Here is a 24625-nt window from a genome sequence, read left to right on the forward strand (position 1 = left end):
CCGCCGCCGCCCACGCCTCCGCCGTCACCCCAGTCCGACGGGCGGGACTGCTCGATGTCGCGCTGCGCGATCTGCAGGGCCTCGGCGGCCAGCGCTCCCGTGCGTCGTGCGGTGGCGAGCACCGTCTCGCGTTCGTCCTCGGCGACGGGGCCGAGCGGGAGCCCCGACCGCAGCCGCTCGGCTTCGACGAAGCGTGTGCGGGCATCCGCGCCGATCCAGCCGCGGTGCCCGGTGATGAGCCCGCGCGCGACGGCGAGCTGGCGGTCGGCGTCGTCGATCGCGTGATCGACCTGTTCTTGAGAGGGCACGGGACGCGCAGCGCGTTCACGCGCCGCATCGAGCTCGGCGTTGGCCTGCCGAAGTGTCGAGAGCGAACTGAAGGGGTCGGTGCGCGAGCCGGCCGGAGGAAGGGAAGCGAGGGCTCTTTCGAGATTCGCCATGGCCTGGGTCACGATGGGCGTCATCGGCCCGCGGCGGGCCTCGGCGAGGTCGCTGCGGGAGTCGTCGATGACGGCCGCGAGCGTCGATTCGGCACGGAGGGCTTCGATCTCGAAGGTGTCGACGGCGTCGAGCAAGGACTCGGCTCGCCGCACCGCCTCGGTGGCCGCCTCGAGGGCGACGGATGCCTGTTCGCGCTGACCCGCTTCGCGTCGGCGCTCGGAGACGCCGGCGGTGTGCACGGCGAAGTCCAGCAGCTGGTCGATCTCGTCGGGGTTCCCGCCGATCTGCTGCAGGGCCGCGTCGTTGTACCGGTGCGAGAGACGCTCCACCACGTCGCGGGCGTGCGGCACGCGTTCCGCGAGACGCTCGCGGTCGGCGCGCACGCGGGCGAGGATCTCCGGGGCGCGGCGCACCGCGTCGATCTTGGGCTGGAGGACGAGCGTGCGCTCTTCGAGGAGGTCTTCCGCCCACTTCGACAGCTGGATGATCCGCGCGTTGCGCGTGCGCAGCTCCTCGGCGGTGTCAGGGATCTCGTCGTGGTTGAGCTGGTGCAGCTGGAACGCTTCCGCGAGGTGCGTCTTCACCGAGTCCAACGCCGCAGCGAGGTCCTCCGTGGCCTTGTCGCCGAGCTCGGCGCGGGCGAAGTCGAGTTCGTCCGACGTCAGCCGCACGCGTTCGTCCGCCGCGACGATCGCAAGCTCCGCCCGTCGCGCCAGATCGGCGTCCGCGGCATCCTGTTCTTCGCGCTTCCTTCTGCCCCAGAAACCGGCCATGGCACGATCCTAGGCCGCGTCATCGAGGAGGGTGCCGTGTGTTCGCTACGGGCGCGAGGGCATCGGGCCGGCTCGCAGGTCACGAACGGGTAACACGGATAGCATGGGCGATGTATGCCTGTTCGCAGGCCGGCGTCCGCACGGGCGTCGCACCCGACAGATGGAGATGCTTCGTGGCCAATCCGCTCGAGAAACTGCTGCGCGCCGGTGAGGGACGCATCCTGCGCCGCCTGCAGGGCGTCGTGAAGGCGACCGGTGCGCTCGAAGAGGATTACGAACACCTCACCGACGACGAGCTGCGCAACGAGACCGCCGAACTGCGCGCGCGGTACGAAGCCGGTGAGACCCTCGATCAGCTGATGCCCGAGGCCTTCGCCGCGGTGCGCGAGGCCGCCAAGCGCACGCTCGGACAGCGCCCCTACGACGTGCAGATCATGGGTGGCGCGGCTCTCCACCTCGGGAACATCGCCGAGATGAAGACCGGTGAGGGCAAGACGCTGACCGCGGCGCTCCCGGCGTACCTGAACGCCATCGCCGGCAAGGGCGTGCACGTCATCACCGTCAACGACTTCCTCGCGAGCTACCAGTCCGAGCTGATGGGCCGCGTGTACCGCGCGCTCGGCATGACGACCGGCACCGTCATCTCGGGCCAGACCCCCGAGGTCCGTCGCCAGCAGTACGAGGCCGACATCAGCTACGGCACGAACAACGAGTTCGGCTTCGACTACCTGCGCGACAACATGGCGTGGCGCAAGGAAGACCTCGTTCAGCGCGGGCACTTCTTCGCGATCGTCGACGAGGTCGACTCGATCCTCATCGACGAGGCGCGCACCCCGCTGATCATCTCGGGACCCGCGTCCGGCGAGGCCAACCGCTGGTTCGCCGAGTTCGCGAAGCTCGCCCGCACCCTCGAGCCCGGCGTCGACTACGAGGTCGACGAGAAGAAGCGCACGATCGGTGTGCTGGAGCCCGGCATCGAGAAGGTCGAGGACTACCTCGGCATCGACAACCTCTACGAGTCGGCCAACACCCCGCTGATCTCGTTCCTCAACAATTCGATCAAGGCGATCGCGCTGTTCAAGCGCGACACCGACTACGTCGTCATGAACGACGAGGTCATGATCGTCGACGAGCACACCGGTCGCATCCTCGTCGGGCGCCGCTACAACGAGGGCATCCACCAGGCCATCGAGGCGAAAGAGAACGTGCCGGTCAAGGCCGAGAACCAGACGCTGGCCACCGTCACCCTGCAGAACTACTTCCGCCTGTACGACAAGCTCGCCGGCATGACGGGTACCGCCGAGACCGAGGCGGCCGAGTTCATGTCGACCTACAAGCTCGGCGTGGTGCCGATCCCGACGAACAAGCCGATGGTCCGCAAGGATCAGCCCGACCTCGTCTACAAGAACGAGACCGCGAAGTTCGCTCAGGTGGTCGAAGACATCGCCGAGCGTCACGAGAAGGGCCAACCGGTCCTCGTCGGTACGACGAGCGTCGAGAAGAGCGAGTACCTCTCGCGCCTGCTCGCGAAGAAGGGCGTGAAGCACGAGGTGCTCAACGCCAAGAACCACGCGCGCGAGGCCGAGATCGTCGCTCGCGCGGGACGCCTCGGCGCGGTCACGGTGGCCACCAACATGGCCGGTCGTGGAACCGACATCATGCTCGGCGGTAACGCCGAGTTCCTCGCCGTGCAGGAGATGAAGGCGAAGAACCTCGATCCGGTCGAGACGCCCGAGGCCTACGAGGCCGAGTGGGATGCCGTGTACCAGGGGGTGCGCGACACCGTCGCCGAAGAGGCGGCGAAGGTCGTCGAGGCCGGCGGCCTGTACGTGCTCGGCACCGAGCGTCACGAGTCGCGCCGCATCGATAACCAGCTGCGCGGTCGCTCCGGCCGTCAGGGCGACCCCGGCGAGAGCCGCTTCTACCTGTCGCTGACCGACGACCTCATGCGTCTGTTCCAGTCGGGCGCGGCCGAGGCGATCCTCGCCCGCACGAACTTCCCCGACGACGTCGCGATCGAGTCGGGCCTGGTCTCGCGCGCGATCAAGAGCGCGCAGTCCCAGGTCGAGGCGCGCAACGCCGAGATGCGCAAGAACGTCCTCAAGTACGACGACGTCCTGAACCGCCAGCGCGAGGCGATCTACGCTGACCGTCGTCACATGCTGCAGGGCGATGACATCGCCGACCGCGTGCAGCACTTCATCGAAGACGCCATCACCGCGGTCATCGACGACCACACGGGTTCGGGTCACACCGAGTCGTGGGACTTCGATGCGCTGTGGACCGAGCTGAAGACCCTCTACCCGGTGAGCGTGACGATCGACGAGGTCGTCGCCGAGGCCGGCGGCAACAAGGGTCGCATCACGGCCGAGGGCCTCAAGCGCGAGATCATCTCGGACGCCCGCATCGCCTACCAGAACCGCGAGGAGTCGCTGGGTGCTCCCGCCCTGCGCGAGCTCGAGCGCCGCGTGGTGCTGCAGGTGCTCGACCGCCGCTGGCGCGAGCACCTGTACGAGATGGACTACCTCAAGGACGGCATCGGCCTGCGCGCCATGGCTCAGCGCGACCCGCTGATCGAGTACCAGCGCGAGGGCTACCAGATGTTCCAGTCGATGATGGGGCAGATCAAGGAGGAGTCCGTGGGCTTCCTCTACAACCTCGAAGTCGAGGTCCGCAAGGTCGAGGGCGAAGAGAGTGCCCAGGTCGAGGCGAAGGGTCTCGCGCCCGCGCCCGTCGAGGGTCAGCGCCTGGAGTACTCCGCGGCCAACGACGCCGGCGAGGTCGAGGTCCGCAACGACCGCGGCCAGGTGCAGCAGGCGGCGACGAACCGCCTGCGCCAGGCCGCCGCGCAGGCTCCCGCCGCCGAGGCCCCGGCGCCGAGCGGACCGCGCGGCGCCTTCGGCCAGCGCACCGAGGCTCCCGAGCAGCCCGTGGCGAACAACCGCGCCGATCGCCGCGCCGCCGGCAAGAAGAAGTAACGGACACACGGATGCCGCGCCCCTGACGCTCATCGGGGGCGCGGCATCCGTGTGCCCAGGGGCAGTCCACCCGGTGTCGATTGGCTCTGAGGGGGCGGGGATATCCTGAACCGATGAGCCCGTTGCGCCCCCTCGATCAGTCGTCGAAGTTGAAGGATGTCCTCTACGAGATCCGTGGAGAGGCCCTCGTCGAGGCAGACCGGCTCGAGGCCGAGGGGCACGCGATCCTCAAGCTCAACACGGGCAACCCGGCGATCTTCGGCTTCGAGGCGCCGCACCAGATCGTGCGCGACATGATCGCGGCCGTGCCGAACGCGCACGGCTACAGCGACAGCCGAGGCGTACTGTCGGCGCGCCGCGCGGTGGTCTCGCGCTATGAGCAGGAGCCCGGTTTCCCGCACCTCGACCCCGACGACGTGTACCTCGGCAACGGCGTGTCCGAGCTGATCACGATGACCATGCAGGCGCTGCTCGACGAGGGTGACGAGGTCCTCATCCCCGCGCCCGACTACCCGCTGTGGACGGCGATGACGAGCCTGGGCGGCGGCACCCCCGTGCACTACCTGTGCGACGAGTCGCGCGAATGGCAGCCCGACCTGGAAGACATCCGGTCGAAGGTGACTCCGCGGACCAAGGCGATCGTGGTGATCAACCCGAACAACCCGACGGGTGCGGTCTACTCGCGTGAGGTGCTCGAGGGCATCGCCGACATCGCTCGTGAGCACTCGCTGCTCGTGCTCGCCGATGAGATCTACGACCGCATCCTGTTCGACGATGCCGTGCACATCCCGATGGCGACGGTCGCACCCGACCTGCTGGTGCTGACCTTCAACGGCCTGTCCAAGACCTACCGTGTGGCGGGTTACCGCTCCGGGTGGCTCGCGATCACGGGGCCCAAGACGCACGCGGCCGGCTTCCTGCAGGGCATCAACCTGCTGGCATCCACGAGGCTGTGTCCCAACGTGCCGGCGCAGTTCGCGGTGCAGGCCGCGCTGTCGGGTGTGCAGTCGATCGACGCGCTGATCGCCCCCACCGGTCGTCTGCACGAGCAGAGGGATGCCGCGTGGCAGGGCCTCGAAGCGATCCCGGGTGTCTCGTGCGTGATGCCCCGGGGTGCCCTCTACGCCTTCCCTCGATTCGACCCCGAGGTCTACGAAATCCCCGATGACGCGAAGTTCGTCCGTGACTTCCTCGTCGCGGAGCACGTCTTGCTCGTGCAGGGTTCGGGCTTCAACTGGCCCGCGACCGACCACGTGCGGATCGTGACGCTGCCCGAGGCTCGCGTGATCAGCGACGCGATCGAGCGGCTGGGCAACTTCCTCGCGTCGTGGCGGCCCTGAGCCGGCGCCCCCGGCGCCGCGGCCGCGAACCGGCGGCCGCGACCCCTCAGAGCAGAGCGAGGGCGGTGACGCGCCAGCGTCCGTCGATGCCCTCGAGACGCAGGGCGACGGCGCGGGTCCGCGCCCGGGCGGCGGCCGTCACGGTCGCTTCGAAGACCCCGTCCGTCGGGGCGAAGAGGTGCACGTTCCGGATCTCGTGGACGTCGCGTGGCACGGGCACGCCGCGGGCGCTGCGTGCACGTTTCGCGAGGCTGGCGCGTACGACGAGCGAGCGGTAGACCTCCTCCGACGTCCAGCGCGCGAGCTGTTCGACCTCGCGGACACCCGCCAACACCTCGAAGACGCCGCGAACGATGTTCCGCGTGAACACGTCTGCGCGCGGCAGCCGCGCAGCGGGGGTCTTCTGCGGGGCGAAATCGTCGATCTGCGGGGCCGTCGCGAGGCGCGCGGAGTCGACGATCGTGAGCGGAACGGTCATACGTTCCTCCTTGTGTGGCGGCGATGGAAGCGGTCTTCGTCGCTCGACAGTAGGACACCGCCACCCCCGTCGACGGGGTGAGGAACTCAGGTTGTGGATAAGAATCGCAGGGTGAATGCATGGGGAAGAGCGGTCAGTCCGGATGCCGGACGTCGCCCTCTCCCCACAGCTCGGGGAAGCTCGCCTCCTGGGACTGATTCCACAGGGCAGCCCGCCGGGCGATCTCGATACGGTCGTCGACGTACGTCGTGACGCTCTCCTCGTCGATGACCCAGCGCGGGGGAGTGCCGACCTCCATCCCGCGGATCTCGCCGCGACCGATGAGCCCGAGCACCTCGTCGCGCGTCATCCCGAGGCGCGAGGCGACGGCATCCGGGTCCACGTATCGGCTCGGAGGTGAACTCATGTCGGTCACGCCCTCATTATGTCCGCCGTATGGTCGGGAGAACGGCCTCACCCACAGGATGCGTGGCGCATTCAGAAGAATGTGTCCCGTGGGGAGAGGGTAGGCGTTCCGCGCACCGCCGGGAAGGGGGACGGCCTCTAGTGTGGAGTGGTGTCGACACTCAGTGAACTCGTCTACGCCCAAGGCCGCGCCAGCGAGGCCGATGTCGAGTGGCTGCACCGCCTGGCGGGCGACGGGCAGCTCCTCGCCGACCTCGCCTTCGCCGATATCGTGATCTGGGTGCCGACGCCCGACGATTCGTTCGTCGCTGTCGCGCACACGCGACCCGGGGGAGCGGCCACCCTGTTCTACCGCGACATCGTGGGCGACCGGGTTCGCCCGCAGTGGCGCACCCAGGTCCGCGATGCGTTCCAGAGCGGACGCATCGTCGACTCGGCATCCCCCGACTGGTTCGAAGAGACGCCCACCCGCGTCCGCGCGGTGCCGATCGTGCGCGAGCTCTCGCGCGAGGGCGACGCGGTGACGACCGTCGGCGTGCTCACACGGCACACCAACCTCGGCGAGACGCGAACCCCCTCGCGCCAGCAGATCACCTTCAACGACTGCGCCGACGACCTCTTCGGCATGATCGCTTCGGCCGAGTTCCCCGATCTCGCCGCGCCCACCGCACCGCGGCGTGGCGCTCCGCGCGCCTCGGACGGTCTCATCCGCCTCGACGTCGACGGCATCACCACGTTCGCCAGTCCCAACGCGCTGTCGGCCTTCAACCGCATGGGATTCGACGACGAGCTCGAGGGGGAGTCGCTCGCCGAGGTGACCGCGCGGATCCTTCCCGCCAAGCGGCTGGACGTCGATGAGTCGCTCCCCGTCGTCGTGAGCGGCCGCGCGCCGTGGCGCGCGGACATGGAGGCGCGCGGTGTGCAGGTGTCGCTGCGAACGATCCCGCTGCGGGATCGCGGGACGCGCATCGGTGCCATCGTGCTCAGCCGCGACGTCACCGAGATCCGTCACCAGGAGCAGGAGCTCATCACCAAGGACGCGACGATCCGCGAGATCCACCACCGCGTCAAGAACAACCTCCAGACGGTCGCCTCGCTCCTTCGCATCCAGGCCCGTCGCACCCATTCCGACGAGGCGCGCGACGCGCTCACCCAGGCCATGCGGCGGGTCTCGGCCATCGCGGTCGTGCACGACACCCTCTCGGAGGGCCTCGCGCAGAACGTCGACTTCGACGACGTGTTCGCCCGCGTGCTCAAGCTCGTCGCCGAGGTCGCGGCGGCGCCCAACACCCGCGCGCGCACCCGCACGACGGGTCAGTTCGGCACCCTGCCGAGCCAGTTCGCGACGCCGCTCGCGCTCGCCCTGACCGAGCTCGTCACGAACGCCGTCGAGCACGGCCTCGCGGGTCAGGAGGGCGACGTCGAGATCGCCGCTGAGCGCACCGACGAGGTGCTCGCGGTGAGTGTGCGCGACACCGGGGTGGGTCTGCCCGAGGGGCAGGTCGGCCGCGGTCTCGGCACGCAGATCGTGCGCACGCTCATCCAGGGCGAGCTCGGCGGAACGATCGACTGGCACACGCTCATGGGCAGCGGCACCGAGGTGACGATCGAGATCCCCCTGCGCTACATCGGCGGCACGTCCGTCTGACGCGCGCTTCGGCGGGCGGCGCTGATAGCGGCGGGGGCCGGTGGATTCCTCTTCGGCGCGGATACTCATCCGTCCCGCGCGGGCCGGCCGGCTCGCCTCGCCGTGCCGTCCGGCGGAGTCCGCGCGCGACGCGCCGGGGCCTGTCGCGCCCACGCGGCGTGTCGCTTACCGACTCCGCGTGACGGTACGCGCCGTGCTTCCCCGCCGTCCGGTGTCGGGCTTCGCCGGCCGTCCGGTGTCGGGCCGCCCGGTGGTGCCGTCCGGCGGAGTCCGCGCGCGACGCGCCGGGGATCGTCGCGCCCACGCGGCGTGTCGCCGACGGACTCCGCGTGACGGTACGCGCCGTACTTCCCCGCCGTCCGGTGTCGGGCTTCCCCCGCCGTCCGGCGTCGGGCCGCCCCGCCGTGCCGTCCGGCGGAGTCCGTGCGGGACACGCTGGGGATCGTCGCGCCGACGCGGCGTGTCGTCGACCGACTCCGCGTGACGGTACGCCTCCGGGCCGTCCCGTATCGGGCTTCCCCCGCCGTCCAGTGTCGGGCCGCCCGGCCGTGCCGTCCCCAGGTCCGCCGGGATCACATCGCCCGGGGCCGCCCGTTTCTCCGTCGGCCCGAGGACCTGGTCGCGGGGCCGCGTGCGCACACGACGAAGCCCGCCCCGGAGGGACGGGCTTCGTCGAACGGCGGATGCCGTGAGGTCAGGACGCGCGGCGAGCGCGAGCGGCGCGGCGCTTGAGAGCGCGACGCTCGTCTTCGCTCAGACCGCCCCACACGCCCGAGTCCTGGCCGGACTCGAGGGCGTACTGCAGGCAGACCTCGGTGACAGTGCAGCGAGCGCAGACCGACTTGGCCTTCTCGATCTGGTCGACCGCGGGGCCGGTGTTGCCCACGGGGAAAAACAGCTCGGGGTCGACGGTCAGGCAGGCTGCTTTGTCGCGCCAATCCATAGGGGTGCTCCTTGTAACAGAAAAATGGTCGATTCGGCACCGGCATTCGGGTCCGGTACCCTGGTGGGAACGCGAGCGATTGCTCGCCCCACTTCGCTGTGGGAGCACACGGCTTGTTCCATGCTCCCATAGCGATTCCGCACGATCAAGAGGTAACCGGTAGGTTTCCAGATCGTAACGGCGTGATGATCTCCGCCGGGAGGGCTTTTCCGATGCCTGTTCGCCTCTGGGCCGCGCTCGTTCTGGGCCTCGAAGCCCTCGGCATCCTGGCCCTCGCCGGCTGGCAGGTGGTCGCTCTCATCGGCGGCGATACCGACTCCGTCGTCAGCTCGATCGCCCTGATCGTGCTCACCGTCATCGGTGCGGCCATCGTCGCGGCGTTCGGCGTGGCCACCGCTCGCGGGGTATCGGCCGGACGCTCCGGCGGCATCGTGACCCAGCTGCTGATCCTCTCGGTCGCCCTCGGTGCGATCACGGGGGAGTGGGCCGCGCCCGCCGTCGCCCTGCTCATCGCGGTCCCCGCGGTGATCGGTCTCGTGCTGCTCGTGCTCGCCGTTCGGGCCGCCGCGCCACGTCGCCGTGACGCTGCCGACGGCGACGGCGCCTGACCTGCGCCCGTCCGCGGCGACGACGTCGCGGGGCGTGGGCGCCGACGGTGGTCGCGTTTCCTCGCCATAAACGCGATCCGCGCCCGTAAACACGGGCTCCTCGCGTTTATGCGGGCGGAGAGCGTTTATGGGTCGTCTGGGCCGCGCACCGTTGCGGATCCGGGCGGGCTCGGTGTGGCCGCGGGGCCGGGGCCGTGAGCCGGTCCCGTCGAGCGAGCAGCGTCGGCGGTGAGCCCGCCTGCCCTCGCCATAAACGCTATCCGCGCTGATAAACATGTGCTGCTCGCGTTTATGCGAGCGGAGAGCGTTTACGGGGCGTGCGGGCCGAGGCGTGCGGCGCCGCACGAGCGCCGCGCAGCGTTGCGACCCCGGGAACGATGCGGCCCTGCCGCCGCGCCGGCACCGCGCAGCGTCGCGACGCGGGGAACGACGCGGCCCCGGCGCCGCACGAGCGCTGCGCAGCGTTGCGACGCCGGCAACGGAGCGGCCCCGCCGCCGCGAGCGCGGGGCGGGGCCGTGGCGTCCGTGTCAGGCGGCGAGGCCGAGCGCCTTGCGCAGGCGCGCGACGTGGCCGGTGGCCTTGACGTTGTACTGCGCCTCGACGATCGTGCCGTCTTCGTCGATCACGAAGGTCGAGCGCAGAACGCCCGTGACGGTCTTGCCGTAGTTCTGCTTCTCGCCCCACGCGCCGTAGGCCTCGTGCACGGCGTGGTCGGGGTCGCTGAGCAGCGGGAAGGTCAGGCCGTCGCTGTCGCGGAACGCGCGCAGCTTCTCGGGGGTGTCGCGCGAGACTCCGAGCACCGTGTAGCCGGCGCCCTGCAGCGAAGCGAGGCTGTCGCGGAAGTCGCACGCCTGCGTCGTGCACCCAGGGGTCTGCGCCGCCGGGTAGAAGTACACGATCACACGGCGCCCGCGGAAGTCGCTCAGCGAGACGGGGTGCTCGTCCTGGTCGAGCAGGGTGAAGTCGGGGGCGGTGTCGCCCTTTGAGAGGTTCGTCACCCCTCCAGCCTAGAACGCTCGATGGCCTGGAACGTGGTCAGCAATCGGTGAAGCGAGTCGAGTCGGGCCTCGGCCCCCGGGCCCAGGCGACCGGATGCCACGGCTTCGGCGATTGCGCAGTCCGGGGCGTCGGGCAGGTGCGTGCAGCCACGAGGGCAGTCCTCCGCGGCCTCGGCGAGGTCGGTGAAGGCCCCGAGCACGTGGGCGGGATCGACGTGGCCGAGGCCGAAGGAGCGCACTCCCGGGGTGTCGATGACCCAGCCGGAACCCGCGGGACCGCGGTAGCGCAGCGACACGGCGGATGACGAGGTGTGGCGCCCGCGGCCCGTGACGGTGTTGACGTGCCCGATCGCGCGCTCCGATCCGGTGAGCGCGTTCACGAGCGTCGACTTGCCGACGCCGGAGTGCCCGACGAACACCGTCGAGTGCCCCGCGATGGCCTCGCCGATCTCATCGAGCGGCATGGCTCCCTGCGCGCTGGTGAAGACGCGCAGGTCGATGCCGTCGAAGTGCGAGAGGAACTCCGTCGGGTCGGCCAGGTCGGTCTTGGTGACCACGAGCAGGGGACGGATGCCGGCATCCAGCGCTGCGACCAGGTACCGGTCGACGAGCCGCTCCCGGGGCTCGGGATCGGCCGCCGCGACGACGATGAGCATCTGGTCGGCGTTCGCGACGATCACCCGCTCGACCTGGTCGGTGTCGTCGGCGCTGCGGCGGAGCAGGGACGTGCGCTCCTCGATCCCGACGATGCGCGCGAGCGTGCCTTCGTCGCCCGAGAGGTCTCCCACGACGCGGGCGCGATCGCCGTTGACGATCGGCTGCTTGCGCAGCTCGCGCGCGCGGGTCGCGAGGACCCTGCGCTCGGTCGGCTCGTCCTCGTCGAGCAGCACGGTGTAGCGACCGCGGTCGACGCCCAGGACGCGGGCGATCCGGGCGTCCGCGTGCGCGGGTCGACGCTTCGTGCGTGGCCGGTTCGCCTTGGGGTTGGGCCGGACGCGGATGGACGACTCGTCGTACTCGAGGTCGTCGTCGTCGCCGTCGTCGAGCCAGCTCACGCGGCGCTCCGGGCGTCAGCGCGCGGCATCCGTGCCCTCGTCCAGGCCCAGCATGGCGTGCCACAGTCCGGCGAACTGGGGGAGCGTCTTCGCGGTCGTGCCGATGTCATCGATCTCGACGCCGGGGACCCGCAGGCCGATCAGCGCGCCCGTCGTCGCCAGGCGGTGATCGTGGTGCGCCTTCCACTCGCCGCCGCGCAGGGGCTGCGGCACAATGCGGATGCCGTCTTCGAGTTCGTGCGCCTCGCCGCCGAGCGAGCGCAGGTTGCCCACGAGGGCGGCGATGCGGTCGGTCTCGTGACCCCGGATGTGGCCGATGCCGTGCAGCGTCGTGGGGCCGTCGGCGAACGCGGCGAGACCGAAGAGGGTCGGGGCGAGTTCGCCCGCGGCGGAGAGGTCGAGCTCGAGTCCCGCGATGCGCTCGCCCGCCGACACGGTGAGCGCGCCGCCGCGGCGGCTCACTCTGGCCCCCATCTCGCTGAGGATGTCGGCCAGGAGCGCACCGGGCTGCGTGCTGTGGAGGGGCCATCCGGTGACCGTGACGGATCCGCCCGTGACCATCGCCGCGGCGAGGAACGGAGCGGCGTTCGAGAGGTCGGGTTCGATCGCGACGTCTTTCGCACGGATCGGGCCCGCGGGGACGATCCATTCGCCGACCGCCGGTCGTTCGACGTGGATGCCGCGGTGCGCGAGCGCCTCGACGGTCATGTCGATGTGCGGGATGCTCGGCAGGCGAGAGCCCACGTGGCGCAGGTGCAGGCCGACGTCGAAACGTGGAGCGGCCAGCAGCAGGCCCGAGACGAACTGGCTCGACTGGCTCGCGTCGATCTCGACCTCACCGCCGCGCACGTGACCGTGGCCGCGGACGGTGAACGGGAGCGCCCAGTGGCCGCCGTCGTCGATGTCGACGCCGACCTCGCGCAGCGCGGAGATCATCGCGCCCATCGGACGGTGCAGCGCGCTCTCGTGCGCCGTGACGTGGACGTCGCCGCGCGCGAGTCCGGCGACCGGTGCGACGAAGCGCATCACGGTACCGGCCTGCCCGCAGTCGATCGTGACGTCGCCCGAGAACGCGGCGGGCGGGGTGACGAGCAGGTCGGGGCCGAAGGGCGAGTCGGTGGCCACCTCTTCGATGCCGACCCCCAGTTCGCGCAGGGACTCGACCATGCGGGCCGAGTCGTCGGAGTGCAGGGGAGCGTGCAGCATGCCGGGGCCGTCGGCGATCGCGGCGAGCACGAGTTCGCGGTTGGTGAGCGACTTGGAGCCGGGCACCGTGACGGTGGCATCCACCGCTGCGTCGGCGACGGGCGCGTTCCACGCCCCACGAGGAGTGGCGGCGGAAGGGGAATACCCGAGACGTGTCATCGGTTTCTAGCCTACTGAAAGGGGACGACACGTGACCGCACTTCTCGAGCGCTCCGGCGTGCGCACGACCATCCCGGTGGTCGTCGACACGCCCGACGTAGACTGGCGCCCAATGGACGACACGGCAGACACCCTCCCGCCGGTGGCGGAACCCCGCGCGCAGTTCGAAGAGCAGGCGCTGCCCTTCATGGACCAGCTGTACGCGGCGGCGATGCGCATGACGCGCAACCCCGCCGACGCGGCCGACCTCGTGCAAGAGACGTTCGTCAAGGCCTACGGGTCGTGGGCGACGTTCACCCAGGGCACCAACCTCAAGGCGTGGCTGTACCGGATCCTCACGAACACGTACATCAACACGTACCGCAAGAAGCAGCGCGAGCCGTACCAGAGCGCGATCGACGACCTCGAGGACTGGCAGCTCGGCGGCGCCGAGTCGACGACCGCGACCAGCGCGCGCTCGGCCGAGGCCGAGGCCATCGACCACATGCCCGCGTCGGTCGTCAAGGACGCGCTGCAGTCGATCCCCGAAGACTTCCGCCTGGCGGTGTACCTCGCCGACGTGGAGGGCTTCGCCTACCAAGAGATCGCCGACATCATGAAAACCCCGATCGGCACGGTCATGAGCCGTTTGCACCGCGGCCGACGGCTGCTGCGCGACCTGCTGTCGGATTACGCGAAAGAACGTGGCTTCCAGGCCGCGACGGGAGAGAAGAAATGAGCGACTGCGGCTGCGACCAGGCACGGCGCGACCTCGAGGAGTACCTGCGCAACGAGGTCTGCAAGACCGAGGCGAAGGACATCCGGGACCATCTCGAGAACTGCCCCGGATGCCAGGACGAGGCGCTCGTCGCCCGCACGCTGACCGAAGTGGTCGCGCGGGCCTGCAAAGAGACGGCGCCGGAGGAACTCCGCGACCAGGTGCTCGCCCGACTCCGTTCGGTGCAGGCCGCTCACTGACGCGGACGGGCAGCGGCCCCACGAGGGTCCGTAGGCTGGGGGTATGGCCACGACAGACACGCGCGCTCTCGCTCTCGACGCCACCTCCGCCGCCGATCTGGAAGCCAGCGGCCTCGAGTACGCCCTCGTACCGGCTGACCACGAGGGCTTCGAGCCTTTCCTGCGTGCGGTGTCGCGAGGATTCCTCGGTGAGGATCCCTCCGCGGACGAGGTCGAGAGTGCTCGCCGAGCGCTGACCCCGCGTCGTCTGACCGGCGTGTTCGACCGTTCGGGCGTGGCCCCCGAGTCACCCGTCGCGACCGTCGATTCGTGGGCCACCGAGCTCACCGTGTCGCCCGGGCGGACGATCCCCCTCTGGTCGATCAGCGCCGTCACGGTGGCGCCGACCCACCGGCGCCGGGGGATCGCCCGCGCGATGCTCACGGGCGAACTGCGCACCGCGGCCGCCGCGGGCTTTCCGCTCGCGGGACTGACGGTCACCGAGGCGACGATCTACGGGCGGTGGGGGTTCTCTCCCGCCGCCTGGGCCTCCGACGTCGTCGTCGACACGCGGCGCGCACGGTGGACCGGTCCCGTCGCACCGGGGCGCCTGGACTTCGTCTCGCGCGAGAGCCTCCCCGAGCGACTGAGCCGCGTCCACGAGCGGGTTCGCCTCGAACGCCCCGGGTCCGTGCCCGGCTGGGAGGGGCGTTGGCGCGGCGTGGCCGGTCTCACCCCCGACGCCAAGGACGGCAACAAGGTGCGCGCGGTGTCGTACCGCGACGCGGCGGGCGAGGAACGCGGCATCCTCGTGTACACGCTCGACCCCGGACCGAACGACGACTACTCGGCACACGTCCTGAGCGTGCGGGCGCTCTTCGCCGACGGCGACGAGGCGGCGGCTGCGCTGTGGCGCTTCGCGATCGAGCACGATCTCGTCGGCGAGGTGAAGGCGTCGCTGCAGCCCGCTGTTCCGCCGGTTCAGTGGATGGTCGCGGACCGTCGGGCCGTGACCGCGACGCTCACCGACCACCACTGGCTGCGCATCCTCGACGTGCCCGCGACCCTGAGTGCGCGCCGCTACGCACGTGCTCTCGACGTCGTCATGCGGGTCGAGGATCCCCTCGGCTTCGCCGATGGCGCATGGAGCCTGCGCATCGACGCCGACGGGGTGGCGGAGGTCGACGCGGCCCCCGAGTCCCGCGCCGTCGACGTCGAACTGTCGGTCGGCGCGCTCAGCTCCCTGCTGCTCGGCGGTGTCCGAGCCCGTGAGCTCGCCGCCGCGGGCCTCGTGCACGGTTCCGCGCAGGCACTGGCCGAGGTCGACGCCGCCTTCGTTCCGGACGTCGCCCCTCTCCTGGACATCTGGTACTGAGCGTTTCTCATAGGGTCGCCCCGTAATCTCCTGCCGATGTCCGACGCCCCACCCCCCTCCCCGCCGCGGCGCTCGCGGTTCCGGGTCGATCCGCGCGCCGTCGCGGCGGCCCTCGGGCGGTACGTGCGGGCCAACCCGGTCGCGGTGTGCATCGCGGTGCTGATCACCGCGTCAGCGGCGGCGACGGGCACGCTCTGGGGCGAGGACGCTCTCATCTGGGGCGCAGGCCCCCTCGCCACGTTCGCCTCCGGGCGGTGGTGGACGATCGTGACCGCGCTGTTCATCCCCGACTCGCCGATCGACGCGGTCACGTCGGTGGTTCTCGCCCTGACGGCGCTCGCCGCGGCCGAACGACTCCTCGGCTCCCGGCGTACCGGCATCCTGTATCTCGTCATCGGTGTCGTCGGGCTTCTCGCCGGCGTGGGGATGCACGCGGCCGTCTGGTCGGTGACCGATCTGCGACCGGTCGTGGCCGCCGAGGTGCCGGTCCTCGACCCCACGACACCGCTCGCGGGCGTCGTGATGGTGGCCAGCGCGTTCGCCCTCACCCTGTGGCGCCGTCGACTCCGCCTGGTCGGGTTCGCCCTGCTCTCGCTGTTCGCGCTCTACGCCGGCGACGCGGACTCCTGGTACCGCATCATCACGGCGACCATCGGACTCGTCGTGGGTGCGGTGCTCGCCCGGGGGATCGAGCGACGGTCCTGGCATCGCAGCTCCGCGCGCGAGACGCGGACGCTCCTGGCCCTCATGGTCGCCGTCGTGGGGAGCGGGCCCCTCGTCGCGCTCATCAGCGGCGGCGGACGCGGACCCCTGTCCCTCGTCGTCGACGCGTACACGCAGTACGACGACGCCCTCCTCGCGCGGTGCGAACAGCTCTCGGAGTCGGTCTGCAACGAGCAGGTCGCGCTGCTGATGACCCGGGGGCTGGGACCGGCGCTGCTGGCGATCGTTCCCCTCGCCCTCATGCTGGTCGCGGCCTGGGGGCTGCGTCAGGGCCGGCGTGCGGCCCTCGTCCTCGCGGTCCTCACCCTCGTGATGTCCGCTGTCTCGCCCCTCGTCGCCCTGGCGAACGGTCGGCTGCGCATCGACCCGTGGGTCGACGGCAGTGGTGCCGAGTACGTGCTGTGGGCCCTGGCATCCGTCGTCATCCCGCTGGTCCTCGCCGCAGCCCTGGTGGTGGCTCGGCGCCGTTTCCCCGTGCGCGCGACGCGGCGCGCGACGCGCACCTTCGCCGTCATCGTCGGGCTCGCCTTCGTCGCGATCGGCTCGGGCTTCTTCGTCACCGAGGAGCTGGGGCGACGCGCCTTCGACCGCGAGCTTTCCGTGCTCGACATGCTGGGACTCACGCTGCGTCGGTTCTTCCCGCCGTCGTACACCACGCCCGGGGCCTCGGGATTCCCGCACCACGGCGTGGCCCTCTTCGCCTACCAGTGGGTCGGCGTTCTCTTCTGGGCGATCGTGATCGCGGCGATCCTGTGGCTGTATCGCCGGGTGCAGCGCCCGGATGCCGAAGACGACTCGCTCTACCGGGAACTGCTGCGGCGGGGGAGCGACACCCTCGGCTTCCTCGGCACATGGGAGGGAAACCGGCACTGGTCGTCGGCCGATCGGCAGAGCGCGATCGCGTATCGACTGGTCGGCGACGTGGCGCTCGCCGTCGGCGACCCCCTGACGCCGCCCGGCGGGCGCACCGAGGCGCTGCGGGCCTTCACCGATTTCTGCGTCGAGCACGGGTGGACACCTGCGTTCTACAGCATCCATTCCGACACCGCGGACGATCTGCGCGACCTCGGGTGGAGGCAGATCCCGGTCGGCGTCGAGACGGTCATGGATCTTCCCGGACTGACGTTCGCGGGCAAAGCGTGGCAGAAGGTCCGGCAGCCGATGACGCGCGCGGAGCGCGAGGGCTACACCGCCGTCTGGACCCGATGGCACGAGCTGACGGTGTCGCAGGTGTCGCAGGTGATCGCCATCGACGAGGAATGGGTGGCCGATCGGGCGCTGCCCGAGATGGGCTTCACGCTCGGCTCCCTCGATGAGCTGCGCGACCGCGACGTCCGTCTGCTCCTGGCGGTCGGGCCCGACGACCGCATCGAAGCGGTGACGAGCTGGATGCCGAGCTGGACCGACGGCGAGCTCACGGGGTGGACGCTCGACTTCATGCGTCGACGCACCGACGGGCCCAACGGGATGATGGAGTTCCTCATCGCCAAGGCGGCCCTGCAGCTGCAGTCCGAGGGGGCTACGGTCCTCAGCCTGTCGGGAGCGCCCCTCGCGGACGATCCCGATGAGCCGGCGGACGGCGACCCCGGTCCGCTGCGGGCTCTGCTGCGGTGGCTCGCCGAGGTGCTCGAACCCGCGTACGGCTTCGCGTCGCTGTTCCGCTTCAAGGGCAAGTTCCGCCCGCGCTACCGCCCGCTCTCGCTCGCCTATCGCGACCCGCTCCAGCTTCCGGCAATCGGTGCGGCCGTCGGCCGCGCCTACCTCCCCGACGCGTCGCGCCGTGAGATCGTCGCTTTGGCGAGAACCGCATGGGAGGGGCGCCGGTGAACCGTTTCGTGCTGTCCTTCGAACTCATCGACAGTCCACTGCTCACGATCTGCGCGGTGATCGCGGGTCTGGGCGTGATCGCCGTGATCGCGTGGGCCCCGCGGCGGATCGTCCCGACGCTGCTCATCGGTGCCAGCGCGGGCATCCTCATGTACATCGTCGCCCACATCCTGGAGGCCAGGGGGCTCTTTCAGGGGCCGCTACCGGCCCACGCGGCCACCTGGGCCACGGGCGGGATCGTCGCCGTCGCCATCGGCGTCGTGGGGATCTGCCGCCGCCCGTGGGGTCGTCGGGTGGTGGGTGTCGTGACGGTGCTCGCCGGCCTCTTCGCGGCCGCGCTCGGCGTCAACACGTCGTACGGCGTCACGCACAATCTCGCGGCGATCCTGGGCGTGCAGGCTCTCGACCCCGCGTCGCTGCCCGCACCCACCGCGACCGCGGGCGATCCGGCGACGCTGTACCAGAACTGGCAGCCTCCCGCGGGAATGCCCTCGAAGGGTTCGGTGAGCGCCCTGACGGGGGATGCCAAGATCCCGACGGGGCAGTACGCCGCGCGCGACGCCTCCCTCTACCTCCCGCCGGCGGCGCAGGTCGCGAACCCGCCCGCGCTCCCGCTCCTGGTGTTCATGATGGGGCAGCCTGGTTCCCCCGACCCGACCAACCTCGCCAAGGCGCTCGACGCGTTCGCCGCTCAGCACAACGGTCTCGCTCCCATCGCCGTGGTCGTCGACCAGCTGGGCGCCGCTGACAGAGACCCCGCCTGCGTCGACTCCGCGAAGTACGGCGCCGTGTCGACCTACATCAACCAGCTCGTGCCGCAGTGGGCGGAGGCGAAGCTCAACATCGTCAAGGACCACCGGTACTGGACCATCGGCGGGTTCTCGAACGGTGGGTCGTGCGCCGCGGTGTACGGCGCGAAGTATCCCGAGGTGTGGGGCCAGATGCTCGACATCATGGGCAACGAGTTCCCGGGCTCCGAGCACGTCGACAAGACCGTGGCCGAGGTGTTCAACGGCGACGCGAACGCGTTCCAGGCGACGAAGCCGTCGGTCATCATGGCCGCGGCGCCCCCCGGCAGCTACACCGGCCACCTCGCGATCTTCACGTGGGGGAGCGAGGACACCACCTACGGCCCCGGGCAGAAGGCGAACTCCGAGGCCGCCCAGGCCGCGGGATTCACCGTCGTGACCTACGTCGTGCAGGGAGCGGGGCACACCGGGGAGGCACTGGATGCCAGCCTCACGTACTCCCTCCCCGTGCTGGCCCCGGTGCTCGGTCTGGCTCCGCCCGCGTCCTGACGCGCCTGTGTCCTGACACGGCCGCGCGGCCGCGAGCGTGCTGACGTGCGCCGTATGCATGCGCCATCACCGTCGGGGCACACGGGGGCCAGATGGCGTGAGGGGCCCCATGAGAAAAGGCCCGGTCTTTCGACCGGGCCTTTTCTCGTGGGGAGGATCAGCGCTCGAGAGCCGCCTTCATGATCTCGGCGTGCTCGTTCGCGTGCACCTTGGGCGAGCCGGTCGCCGTCGAGGCGGCGGCAGCGCGCGAGATGACGCGGATCGGGCGACCCAGCTTGTCGTCGACCTCGAGCGCGATGAAGGGCCACGCACCCTGGTTCTCGGGCTCGTCCTGCACCCACACCAGTTCGGCGTTCGGGTACTGGTCGAGAGCGCGCGTGAGCTCTTCGATCGGCGCCGGGTAGTACTGCTCGAGCCGGACGAGGGCGATCTCGGGGTTCGGGTTCTTGTCGAGCTCGGCCCGCAGATCCCAGTGGATCTTTCCGGCGTGCAGCAGCACGCGCTTCACGGCGCCGCCGTCGAGACCGCGGTCATCGTCGATCACCGGCTCGAAGCGACCCTCGAGGAAGTCCTCGACCGGGCTCGTCGCCCCGCGCAGGCGCAGCATGGCCTTCGGGGTGAAGACGATGAGCGGACGGCGCGGGCGCTGGTACGCCTGGCGACGGAGAAGGTGGAAGTACGACGCGGGGGTCGACGGGCGCGCGACGATCATGTTGTCCTGCGCGCACATCTGCAGGTAGCGCTCGATGCGCGCCGACGAGTGGTCGGGGCCCTGGCCCTCGTAGCCGTGGGGGAGCAGCAGCACGACGCTCGACTGCTGCGCCCACTTCTGGTCGGCCGACGAGATGAACTCGTCGATGACCGACTGGGCACCGTTCGCGAAGTCGCCGAACTGCGCCTCCCACAGGACGAGCGCGTCGGAGCGCTCGACCGAGTAGCCGTACTCGAACGCCATCGCGGCGTACTCGCTCAGCAGCGAGTCGTAGACCCAGAATCGGCCCTGGTTCTCGCTGAGGTTCGCGAGCGGCAGCCACTCCTGGCCGTTCTTGCGGTCGTGCAGGACCGCGTGACGCTGCACGAACGTGCCGCGGCGCGAGTCCTGACCCGCGAGGCGGACGGGCGTTCCCTCCATGAGTACCGAGCCGAAGGCGAGGAGCTCACCGAAGGCCCAGTCGATGCCGCCGTTGCGGCTCATGTCGAAACGCTTCTCGAGCAGCTGCTGGAGCTTGTTGTGCACCGTGAAGCCGTCGGGCTTGTTCACGAAGGCGTCGCCGATGTGGTGCACGACCTCGCGCGACACCCCGGTCGTCTCGGGCGCGCCGGTCGGCACGTCGTCGGCGGCCTCGGTCGAGATGACGGGGTTCGTCCCGGTCTCGGCCTCGTGCGTGTCGGCGAAGGCGACTTCGAGACGGTTCTGGAAGTCCTGCTTGGCCTGCTCGTACTCGTCTTCGGTGATGTCACCGCGGCCGACCAGCGACTCGGTGTACAGGCGACGGACGGAGCGCTTCGCCTCGATGAGGTTGGTCATCAGCGGCTGCGTCATCGAGGGGTCGTCGCCCTCGTTGTGACCGCGGCGGCGGTAGCAGACGAGGTCGATCACGACGTCGCGGTGGAACTCCTCGCGGTACATGAACGCGAGCTCCGCGGCGCGGACGACGGCCTCGGGGTCGTCGCCGTTCACGTGCAGGACGGGCGCCTGGATCGTCTTGGCGACGTCGGTGGCGTACACCGAGGTGCGGGCGTCGGTCGGCGTGGTGGTGAAGCCGACCTGGTTGTTCACCACGACGTGGATCGTGCCGCCCGTGCGGTAGCCGCGCAGCTGCGACATCTGCAGCGTCTCGACGACGACGCCCTGGCCCGCGAACGCGGCGTCGCCGTGCACGAGGATGGGCAGCCACGAGAACGTCCCGATGGGCTTGCGGTCCTGCTTGGCGCGGACGATGCCCTCGAGCACGCCGTCGACGGTCTCGAGGTGGGACGGGTTCGCGGCGAGGTACACGGGGAGCTCTTCGCCGTTGTCGCCGACGAAGGTGCCCTCGGTTCCGAGGTGGTACTTCACGTCGCCCGAGCCGCGCTTGCTGCCCACGGCGACGGCGCCCTCGAACTCGCGGAAGACCTGGCCGTACGTCTTGCCGCCGATGTTGGTCAGCACGTTGAGGCGACCGCGGTGGGCCATGCCGATCGCGGCGCCGTCGAGGCCCTTGGACGCGGCCCCCTGCAGGATCTGGTCGAGCAGCGGGATGAGCGACTCGCCGCCCTCGAGGCTGAACCGCTTCTGGCCGACGTACTTCGTCTGCAGGAAGGTCTCGAACGCCTCGGCCTGGTTCAGCTTCGACAGGATTCGCAGCTGCTCGTCGTGGCCGGGCTTGGTGTACTTGACCTCGACGTTGCTCTGGAACCAGGTGCGCTGCACGGGGTCTTGGATGTGCATGTACTCGACGCCGATGGTGCGGCAGTACGAGTCGCGCAGGACGCCCAGGATGTCGCGGAGCTTCGCCACGCGCCGGTTGCCGAGGCCCCCGGTCACGAACTCGCGGTCGAGGTCCCAGAACGTGAGTCCGTGCGACTCGATCTCGAGGTCGGGGTGGGTGCGCTGGACGTACTCGAGCGGGTCGATGTCGGCCATGAGGTGGCCGCGGACGCGGTAGGAGTTGATGAGCTCCTGCACGCGTGCGCTCTTGTCGATGCGCTCCGAGATGTCGACGTTGATGTCGGCGGCCCAGTGGATCGGCGCGTACGGAATGCGCAGCGCCGCGAAGATGTCGTCGTAGAAGCCGCGCTGCCCGATGAGCAGCTCGTGCACCTTCTTGAGGAACTCGCCCGAGCCCGCACCCTGGATGACGCGGTGGTCGTAGGTGCTGGTGAGGGTGATCGTCTTGCCGATCGCGAACTCGTTGAGCGTCTTCTCGCTCGCGCCCTGGAACTCGGCCGGGTAGTCGAGAGCACCGGCGCCGATGATCGCGCCCTGGCCGCGCATGAGGCGGGGGACCGAGTGCACCGTGCCGATGCCGCCGGGGTTCGTCAGCGAGATCGTGGTGCCCTGGAAATCGGCCGGGGTGAGCTTGTTGTTGCGCGCACGGCGCACGAGGTCTTCGTACGAGGCGAGGAACTCGCCGAACGTGAGGGTGTCGGCGCGCTTGATGCTCGGCACCAGGAGGGCGCGCGACCCGTCGGGCTTGGGCATGTCGATCGCGATGCCCAGGTTGATGTGCGCGGGCGCCACGACCGAGGGCTTGCCGTCGATCTCGGCGTAGTAGACGTTCTGGCTCGGGAACTCCTTGAGCGCCTGGATCAGCGCCCACCCGATGAGGTGCGTGAAGCTCACCTTGCCGCCGCGCGTGCGCGACATGTGGTTGTTGATGACGATGCGGTTGTCGATCATCAGCTTCGCCGGGATCGTGCGGACGCTCGTCGCCGTGGGGACCGTCAGCGAGTCGTCCATGTTGGATGCCAGTGCCTTCGGCATCCCCTTCAGGACCGTCACGCGGTCTTCTTCGGTGCTCTCGGTCCCGGACGACGGCGCCGCGGCGGGCGCCTGCGCGGGGATCGGCTGGGGGGCCGCGGGCTTCGTCGTGGTGCGAGCCACGGGAGCCTGACCGACCACGGGAATGGGGGCCGTCACGGGCTTCGGCTCGGCCGCGGGGGCCGAGGGAGGACTGCCGGCCGCGGCGGATCCGTCGACGACCGGGTGGTACGCCTCCAGAATCGGCCACCAGGCCTTGTCCACGGAGTGCTTGTCGACTTTGAACTGTTCGTAGAGTTCGTCTACGAGCCACTCGTTCGCGCCGAACTCGCCCTCGCTCGAAGTACCGACGCCCGTCACCTGGCTCGACACAGTCGATCGCCTGCTTTCCTCGATGAAGATTCCTGTGGAATGCGCACGACGTCACCGTCACGCACTCTCTCAACCCTAGCCGAGGAATCTGGACGGCTTCCGGGTCTTTACATTCCCCTGATGTGGTGAGGTGGATGCCATGGAGTTCTCCGGTGCTCAGCCCGATGTCGATCTGACCTACTCGGACGTCTTCCTCGTCCCGCGGCATTCCGAGGTACGCAGCCGCCTGGACGTCGATCTCGCTCCGGGGGACGGGAGCGGGGCGACCCTGCCGCTCGTGTCGGCCAACATGAACTCGGTCACCGGGACGCGGCTGGCGGCGACGCTGGCGCGCCGGGGCGGGCTCGGCGTCCTGCCGCAGGACCTGCCGCTTCCCGAGCTCGTGGACGCGGTCGGCTGGGTCAAGGCGCAGCCCGTGGCGTGGGATGCTCCGCTCGTCCTCCCGCCCTCGGCCACGGTCGCCGACGCCCGTCTCGTGCTGCCGCCGGTGCCGGGGCGCGGGATCGTCGTGGCCGACACGCGTGACGACGGCGTCATCGGCGTCTCGGACTTCCGCGGCATCGTTCCCGCCCCGCGCCTGGCGACGGCGCTCCCGGATGCCACCCTCGGCGACATCGCCCGCACCGACGCGCCGCTGGTCGAGGTGACGCAGGTCGGCGACCCCCGCGAGGTGTTCGCGCTCGTGGGGGAGGCCGACATCGTCGCGGTGGTCGACGGCGACCGGATCGTCGGCACGCTCTCCGCGCGCAGCGCGCTGCGCGACTCGGTGTACCGCCCTGCCGTCGACGCCGAGGGGCGCCTGATCGTCGCCGCGGCCGTCGGCGTCAACGGCGACGTCGCGGCGAAAGCCCGCGCGCTCGCCGCGGCCGGGGTCGACGTGCTCGTCGTCGACACGGCGCACGGACACCAGGCGCAGATGCTGCGCGCGCTCCGCGAGGTCGCGGCGCTGGATCTCGGCATCCCGATCGCCGCGGGCAACGTCGTCACCGCCGAGGGCGTGCGCGACCTCACCGACGCCGGCGCGTCGATCCTCAAGGTCGGTGTCGGTCCGGGCGCGATGTGCACGACCCGCATGATGACCGCCGTCGGTCGCCCGCAGTTCTCGGCCGTCCTCGAGACGGCCGAGGCGGCGCGCGGCGTCGGCGCGCACGTGTGGGCGGACGGCGGGGTGCGCTACCCCCGCGACGTCGCCCTCGCGCTCGCGGCGGGCGCGGCATCCGTGATGATCGGCTCGTGGTTCGCGGGGACGATCGAGTCCCCGGGGCGCCTGCGCACCGACGAGGGCGGCCGCATCTACAAGGAATCGTGGGGCATGGCCTCGACGAAGGCCGTGCAGGGGCGCTTCGGCCGGCTCGACCCGTTCGAACGCGCCCGCAAAGAGCTCTTCGCCGAGGGCATCTCGTCGTCGCGCATCTACCTCGACCCGCAGCGTCCGGGGCTGGAAGACCTGCTCGACATGATCACCTCGGGCGTGCGCTCGTCGTTCACGTACGCGGGTGCGGCCACGGTGGCGGAGTTCCACGAGCGTGCGCGCGTCGGCCTCCAGTCGGCCGCCGGTTACGAAGAGGGTAAGGCGCTCCCCGTCAGCTGGTGACGTC

At 70.4% G+C, this 24625-nt stretch carries 18 protein-coding genes; 10 read left to right on the forward strand and 8 right to left on the reverse strand.

The features are described from left to right. Nucleotides 1–1214: hypothetical protein (locus tag NS283_RS12410; RefSeq protein WP_058597180.1), on the reverse strand; the 1214-nt coding region annotated here is incomplete at its 3' end. 173 nt (nt 1215–1387) lie between these two features. Here NS283_RS12410 and secA point away from each other — a divergent pair. Beyond that, complete coding sequence (secA, locus tag NS283_RS12415) at nt 1388–4192, forward strand: preprotein translocase subunit SecA (protein ID WP_058597181.1); 2805 nt, start codon at nt 1388–1390, stop codon at nt 4190–4192. A 113-nt stretch (nt 4193–4305) separates the two neighbouring features. Then, nucleotides 4306–5532 carry a pyridoxal phosphate-dependent aminotransferase gene (locus NS283_RS12420; protein WP_058597182.1) on the forward strand — a complete coding sequence of 409 codons (1227 nt, stop codon included), beginning with the start codon at nt 4306–4308 and terminating at the stop codon, nt 5530–5532. 46 nt (nt 5533–5578) lie between these two features. Here the strand turns inward: NS283_RS12420 and NS283_RS12425 are convergent, their stop codons facing one another. Continuing rightward, nucleotides 5579–6010, reverse strand: coding sequence for an Rv3235 family protein (locus NS283_RS12425; RefSeq protein ID WP_058597183.1), 432 nt, complete (start codon nt 6008–6010; stop codon nt 5579–5581). A gap of 133 nt (nt 6011–6143) precedes the next feature. Further along, on the reverse strand, nt 6144–6416 hold the full coding sequence (locus tag NS283_RS12430; RefSeq protein WP_058597205.1) for a hypothetical protein: 273 nt from the start codon (nt 6414–6416) through the stop codon (nt 6144–6146). A gap of 150 nt (nt 6417–6566) precedes the next feature. On the opposite strand from NS283_RS12430, the gene NS283_RS12435 reads away from it, so the two are divergent. Further along, nucleotides 6567–8063, forward strand: a complete 1497-nt coding sequence (locus NS283_RS12435) for a sensor histidine kinase (RefSeq protein WP_058597206.1) — start codon at nt 6567–6569, stop codon at nt 8061–8063. A 694-nt stretch (nt 8064–8757) separates the two neighbouring features. On the opposite strand, the gene NS283_RS12440 is transcribed toward NS283_RS12435, so the two are convergent. Next, nucleotides 8758–9006 (reverse strand): WhiB family transcriptional regulator, encoded by a 249-nt coding sequence (locus tag NS283_RS12440; protein ID WP_013583608.1) that lies wholly within the window; start codon nt 9004–9006, stop codon nt 8758–8760. A gap of 212 nt (nt 9007–9218) precedes the next feature. On the opposite strand from NS283_RS12440, the gene NS283_RS12445 reads away from it, so the two are divergent. Beyond that, entirely contained in the window at nt 9219–9614 is a 396-nt protein-coding gene (locus tag NS283_RS12445; protein WP_058597184.1) for a hypothetical protein, read from the forward strand. Nucleotides 9615–10142: 528 nt separating this feature from the next. Here NS283_RS12445 and bcp read toward each other — a convergent pair. Genes bcp through aroA form a run of 3 tightly spaced genes read right to left on the reverse strand, consistent with a single transcriptional unit; the run spans nt 10143 to nt 13033 of the window. Beyond that, entirely contained in the window at nt 10143–10613 is a 471-nt protein-coding gene (bcp, locus tag NS283_RS12450; protein WP_058597185.1) for a thioredoxin-dependent thiol peroxidase, read from the reverse strand. Next, nucleotides 10610–11668 (reverse strand): ribosome small subunit-dependent GTPase A, encoded by a 1059-nt coding sequence (rsgA, locus tag NS283_RS12455; RefSeq protein WP_058597186.1) that lies wholly within the window; start codon nt 11666–11668, stop codon nt 10610–10612. Before rsgA ends, bcp begins: the two co-directional genes overlap by 4 nt. Before the next feature lie 15 nt (nt 11669–11683). Continuing rightward, a complete protein-coding gene (gene aroA, locus NS283_RS12460) occupies nt 11684–13033 on the reverse strand; it encodes a 3-phosphoshikimate 1-carboxyvinyltransferase (RefSeq protein WP_058597187.1) in 1350 nt (449 codons plus the stop codon). A gap of 112 nt (nt 13034–13145) precedes the next feature. On the opposite strand from aroA, the gene NS283_RS12465 reads away from it, so the two are divergent. Genes NS283_RS12465 through NS283_RS12485 form a run of 5 tightly spaced genes read left to right on the forward strand, consistent with a single transcriptional unit; the run spans nt 13146 to nt 19192 of the window. Further along, a complete protein-coding gene (locus tag NS283_RS12465) occupies nt 13146–13751 on the forward strand; it encodes a sigma-70 family RNA polymerase sigma factor (protein ID WP_058597207.1) in 606 nt (201 codons plus the stop codon). Continuing rightward, a complete protein-coding gene (locus NS283_RS12470) occupies nt 13748–13990 on the forward strand; it encodes a zf-HC2 domain-containing protein (RefSeq protein ID WP_058597188.1) in 243 nt (80 codons plus the stop codon). The genes NS283_RS12465 and NS283_RS12470 overlap by 4 nt, the downstream gene beginning before the upstream one ends. 43 nt (nt 13991–14033) lie before the next feature. Continuing rightward, complete coding sequence (locus NS283_RS12475; protein ID WP_058597189.1) at nt 14034–15344, forward strand: GNAT family N-acetyltransferase; 1311 nt, start codon at nt 14034–14036, stop codon at nt 15342–15344. A gap of 36 nt (nt 15345–15380) precedes the next feature. Then, nucleotides 15381–17894, forward strand: coding sequence for a bifunctional lysylphosphatidylglycerol flippase/synthetase MprF (locus NS283_RS12480; RefSeq protein WP_058597190.1), 2514 nt, complete (start codon nt 15381–15383; stop codon nt 17892–17894). Further along, nucleotides 17891–19192: an alpha/beta hydrolase gene (locus tag NS283_RS12485; protein WP_153003362.1), complete on the forward strand. Its 1302-nt coding sequence runs from the start codon at nt 17891–17893 to the stop codon at nt 19190–19192. The genes NS283_RS12480 and NS283_RS12485 overlap by 4 nt, the downstream gene beginning before the upstream one ends. Nucleotides 19193–19349: 157 nt before the next feature. Here NS283_RS12485 and NS283_RS12490 read toward each other — a convergent pair whose 3' ends face one another. Next, nucleotides 19350–23027: a multifunctional oxoglutarate decarboxylase/oxoglutarate dehydrogenase thiamine pyrophosphate-binding subunit/dihydrolipoyllysine-residue succinyltransferase subunit gene (locus NS283_RS12490; protein ID WP_081317419.1), complete on the reverse strand. Its 3678-nt coding sequence runs from the start codon at nt 23025–23027 to the stop codon at nt 19350–19352. Nucleotides 23028–23166: 139 nt separating this feature from the next. Here NS283_RS12490 and NS283_RS12495 point away from each other — a divergent pair, with 139 nt between their 5' ends. Further along, nucleotides 23167–24621 carry a GuaB1 family IMP dehydrogenase-related protein gene (locus tag NS283_RS12495; protein WP_058597192.1) on the forward strand — a complete coding sequence of 485 codons (1455 nt, stop codon included), beginning with the start codon at nt 23167–23169 and terminating at the stop codon, nt 24619–24621. The last annotated feature ends 4 nt before the right edge of the window (nt 24622–24625 follow it).

Source organism: Microbacterium testaceum (assembly GCF_001476285.1).
Taxonomy (GTDB): Bacteria; Actinomycetota; Actinomycetes; order Actinomycetales; family Microbacteriaceae; genus Microbacterium; species Microbacterium testaceum_B.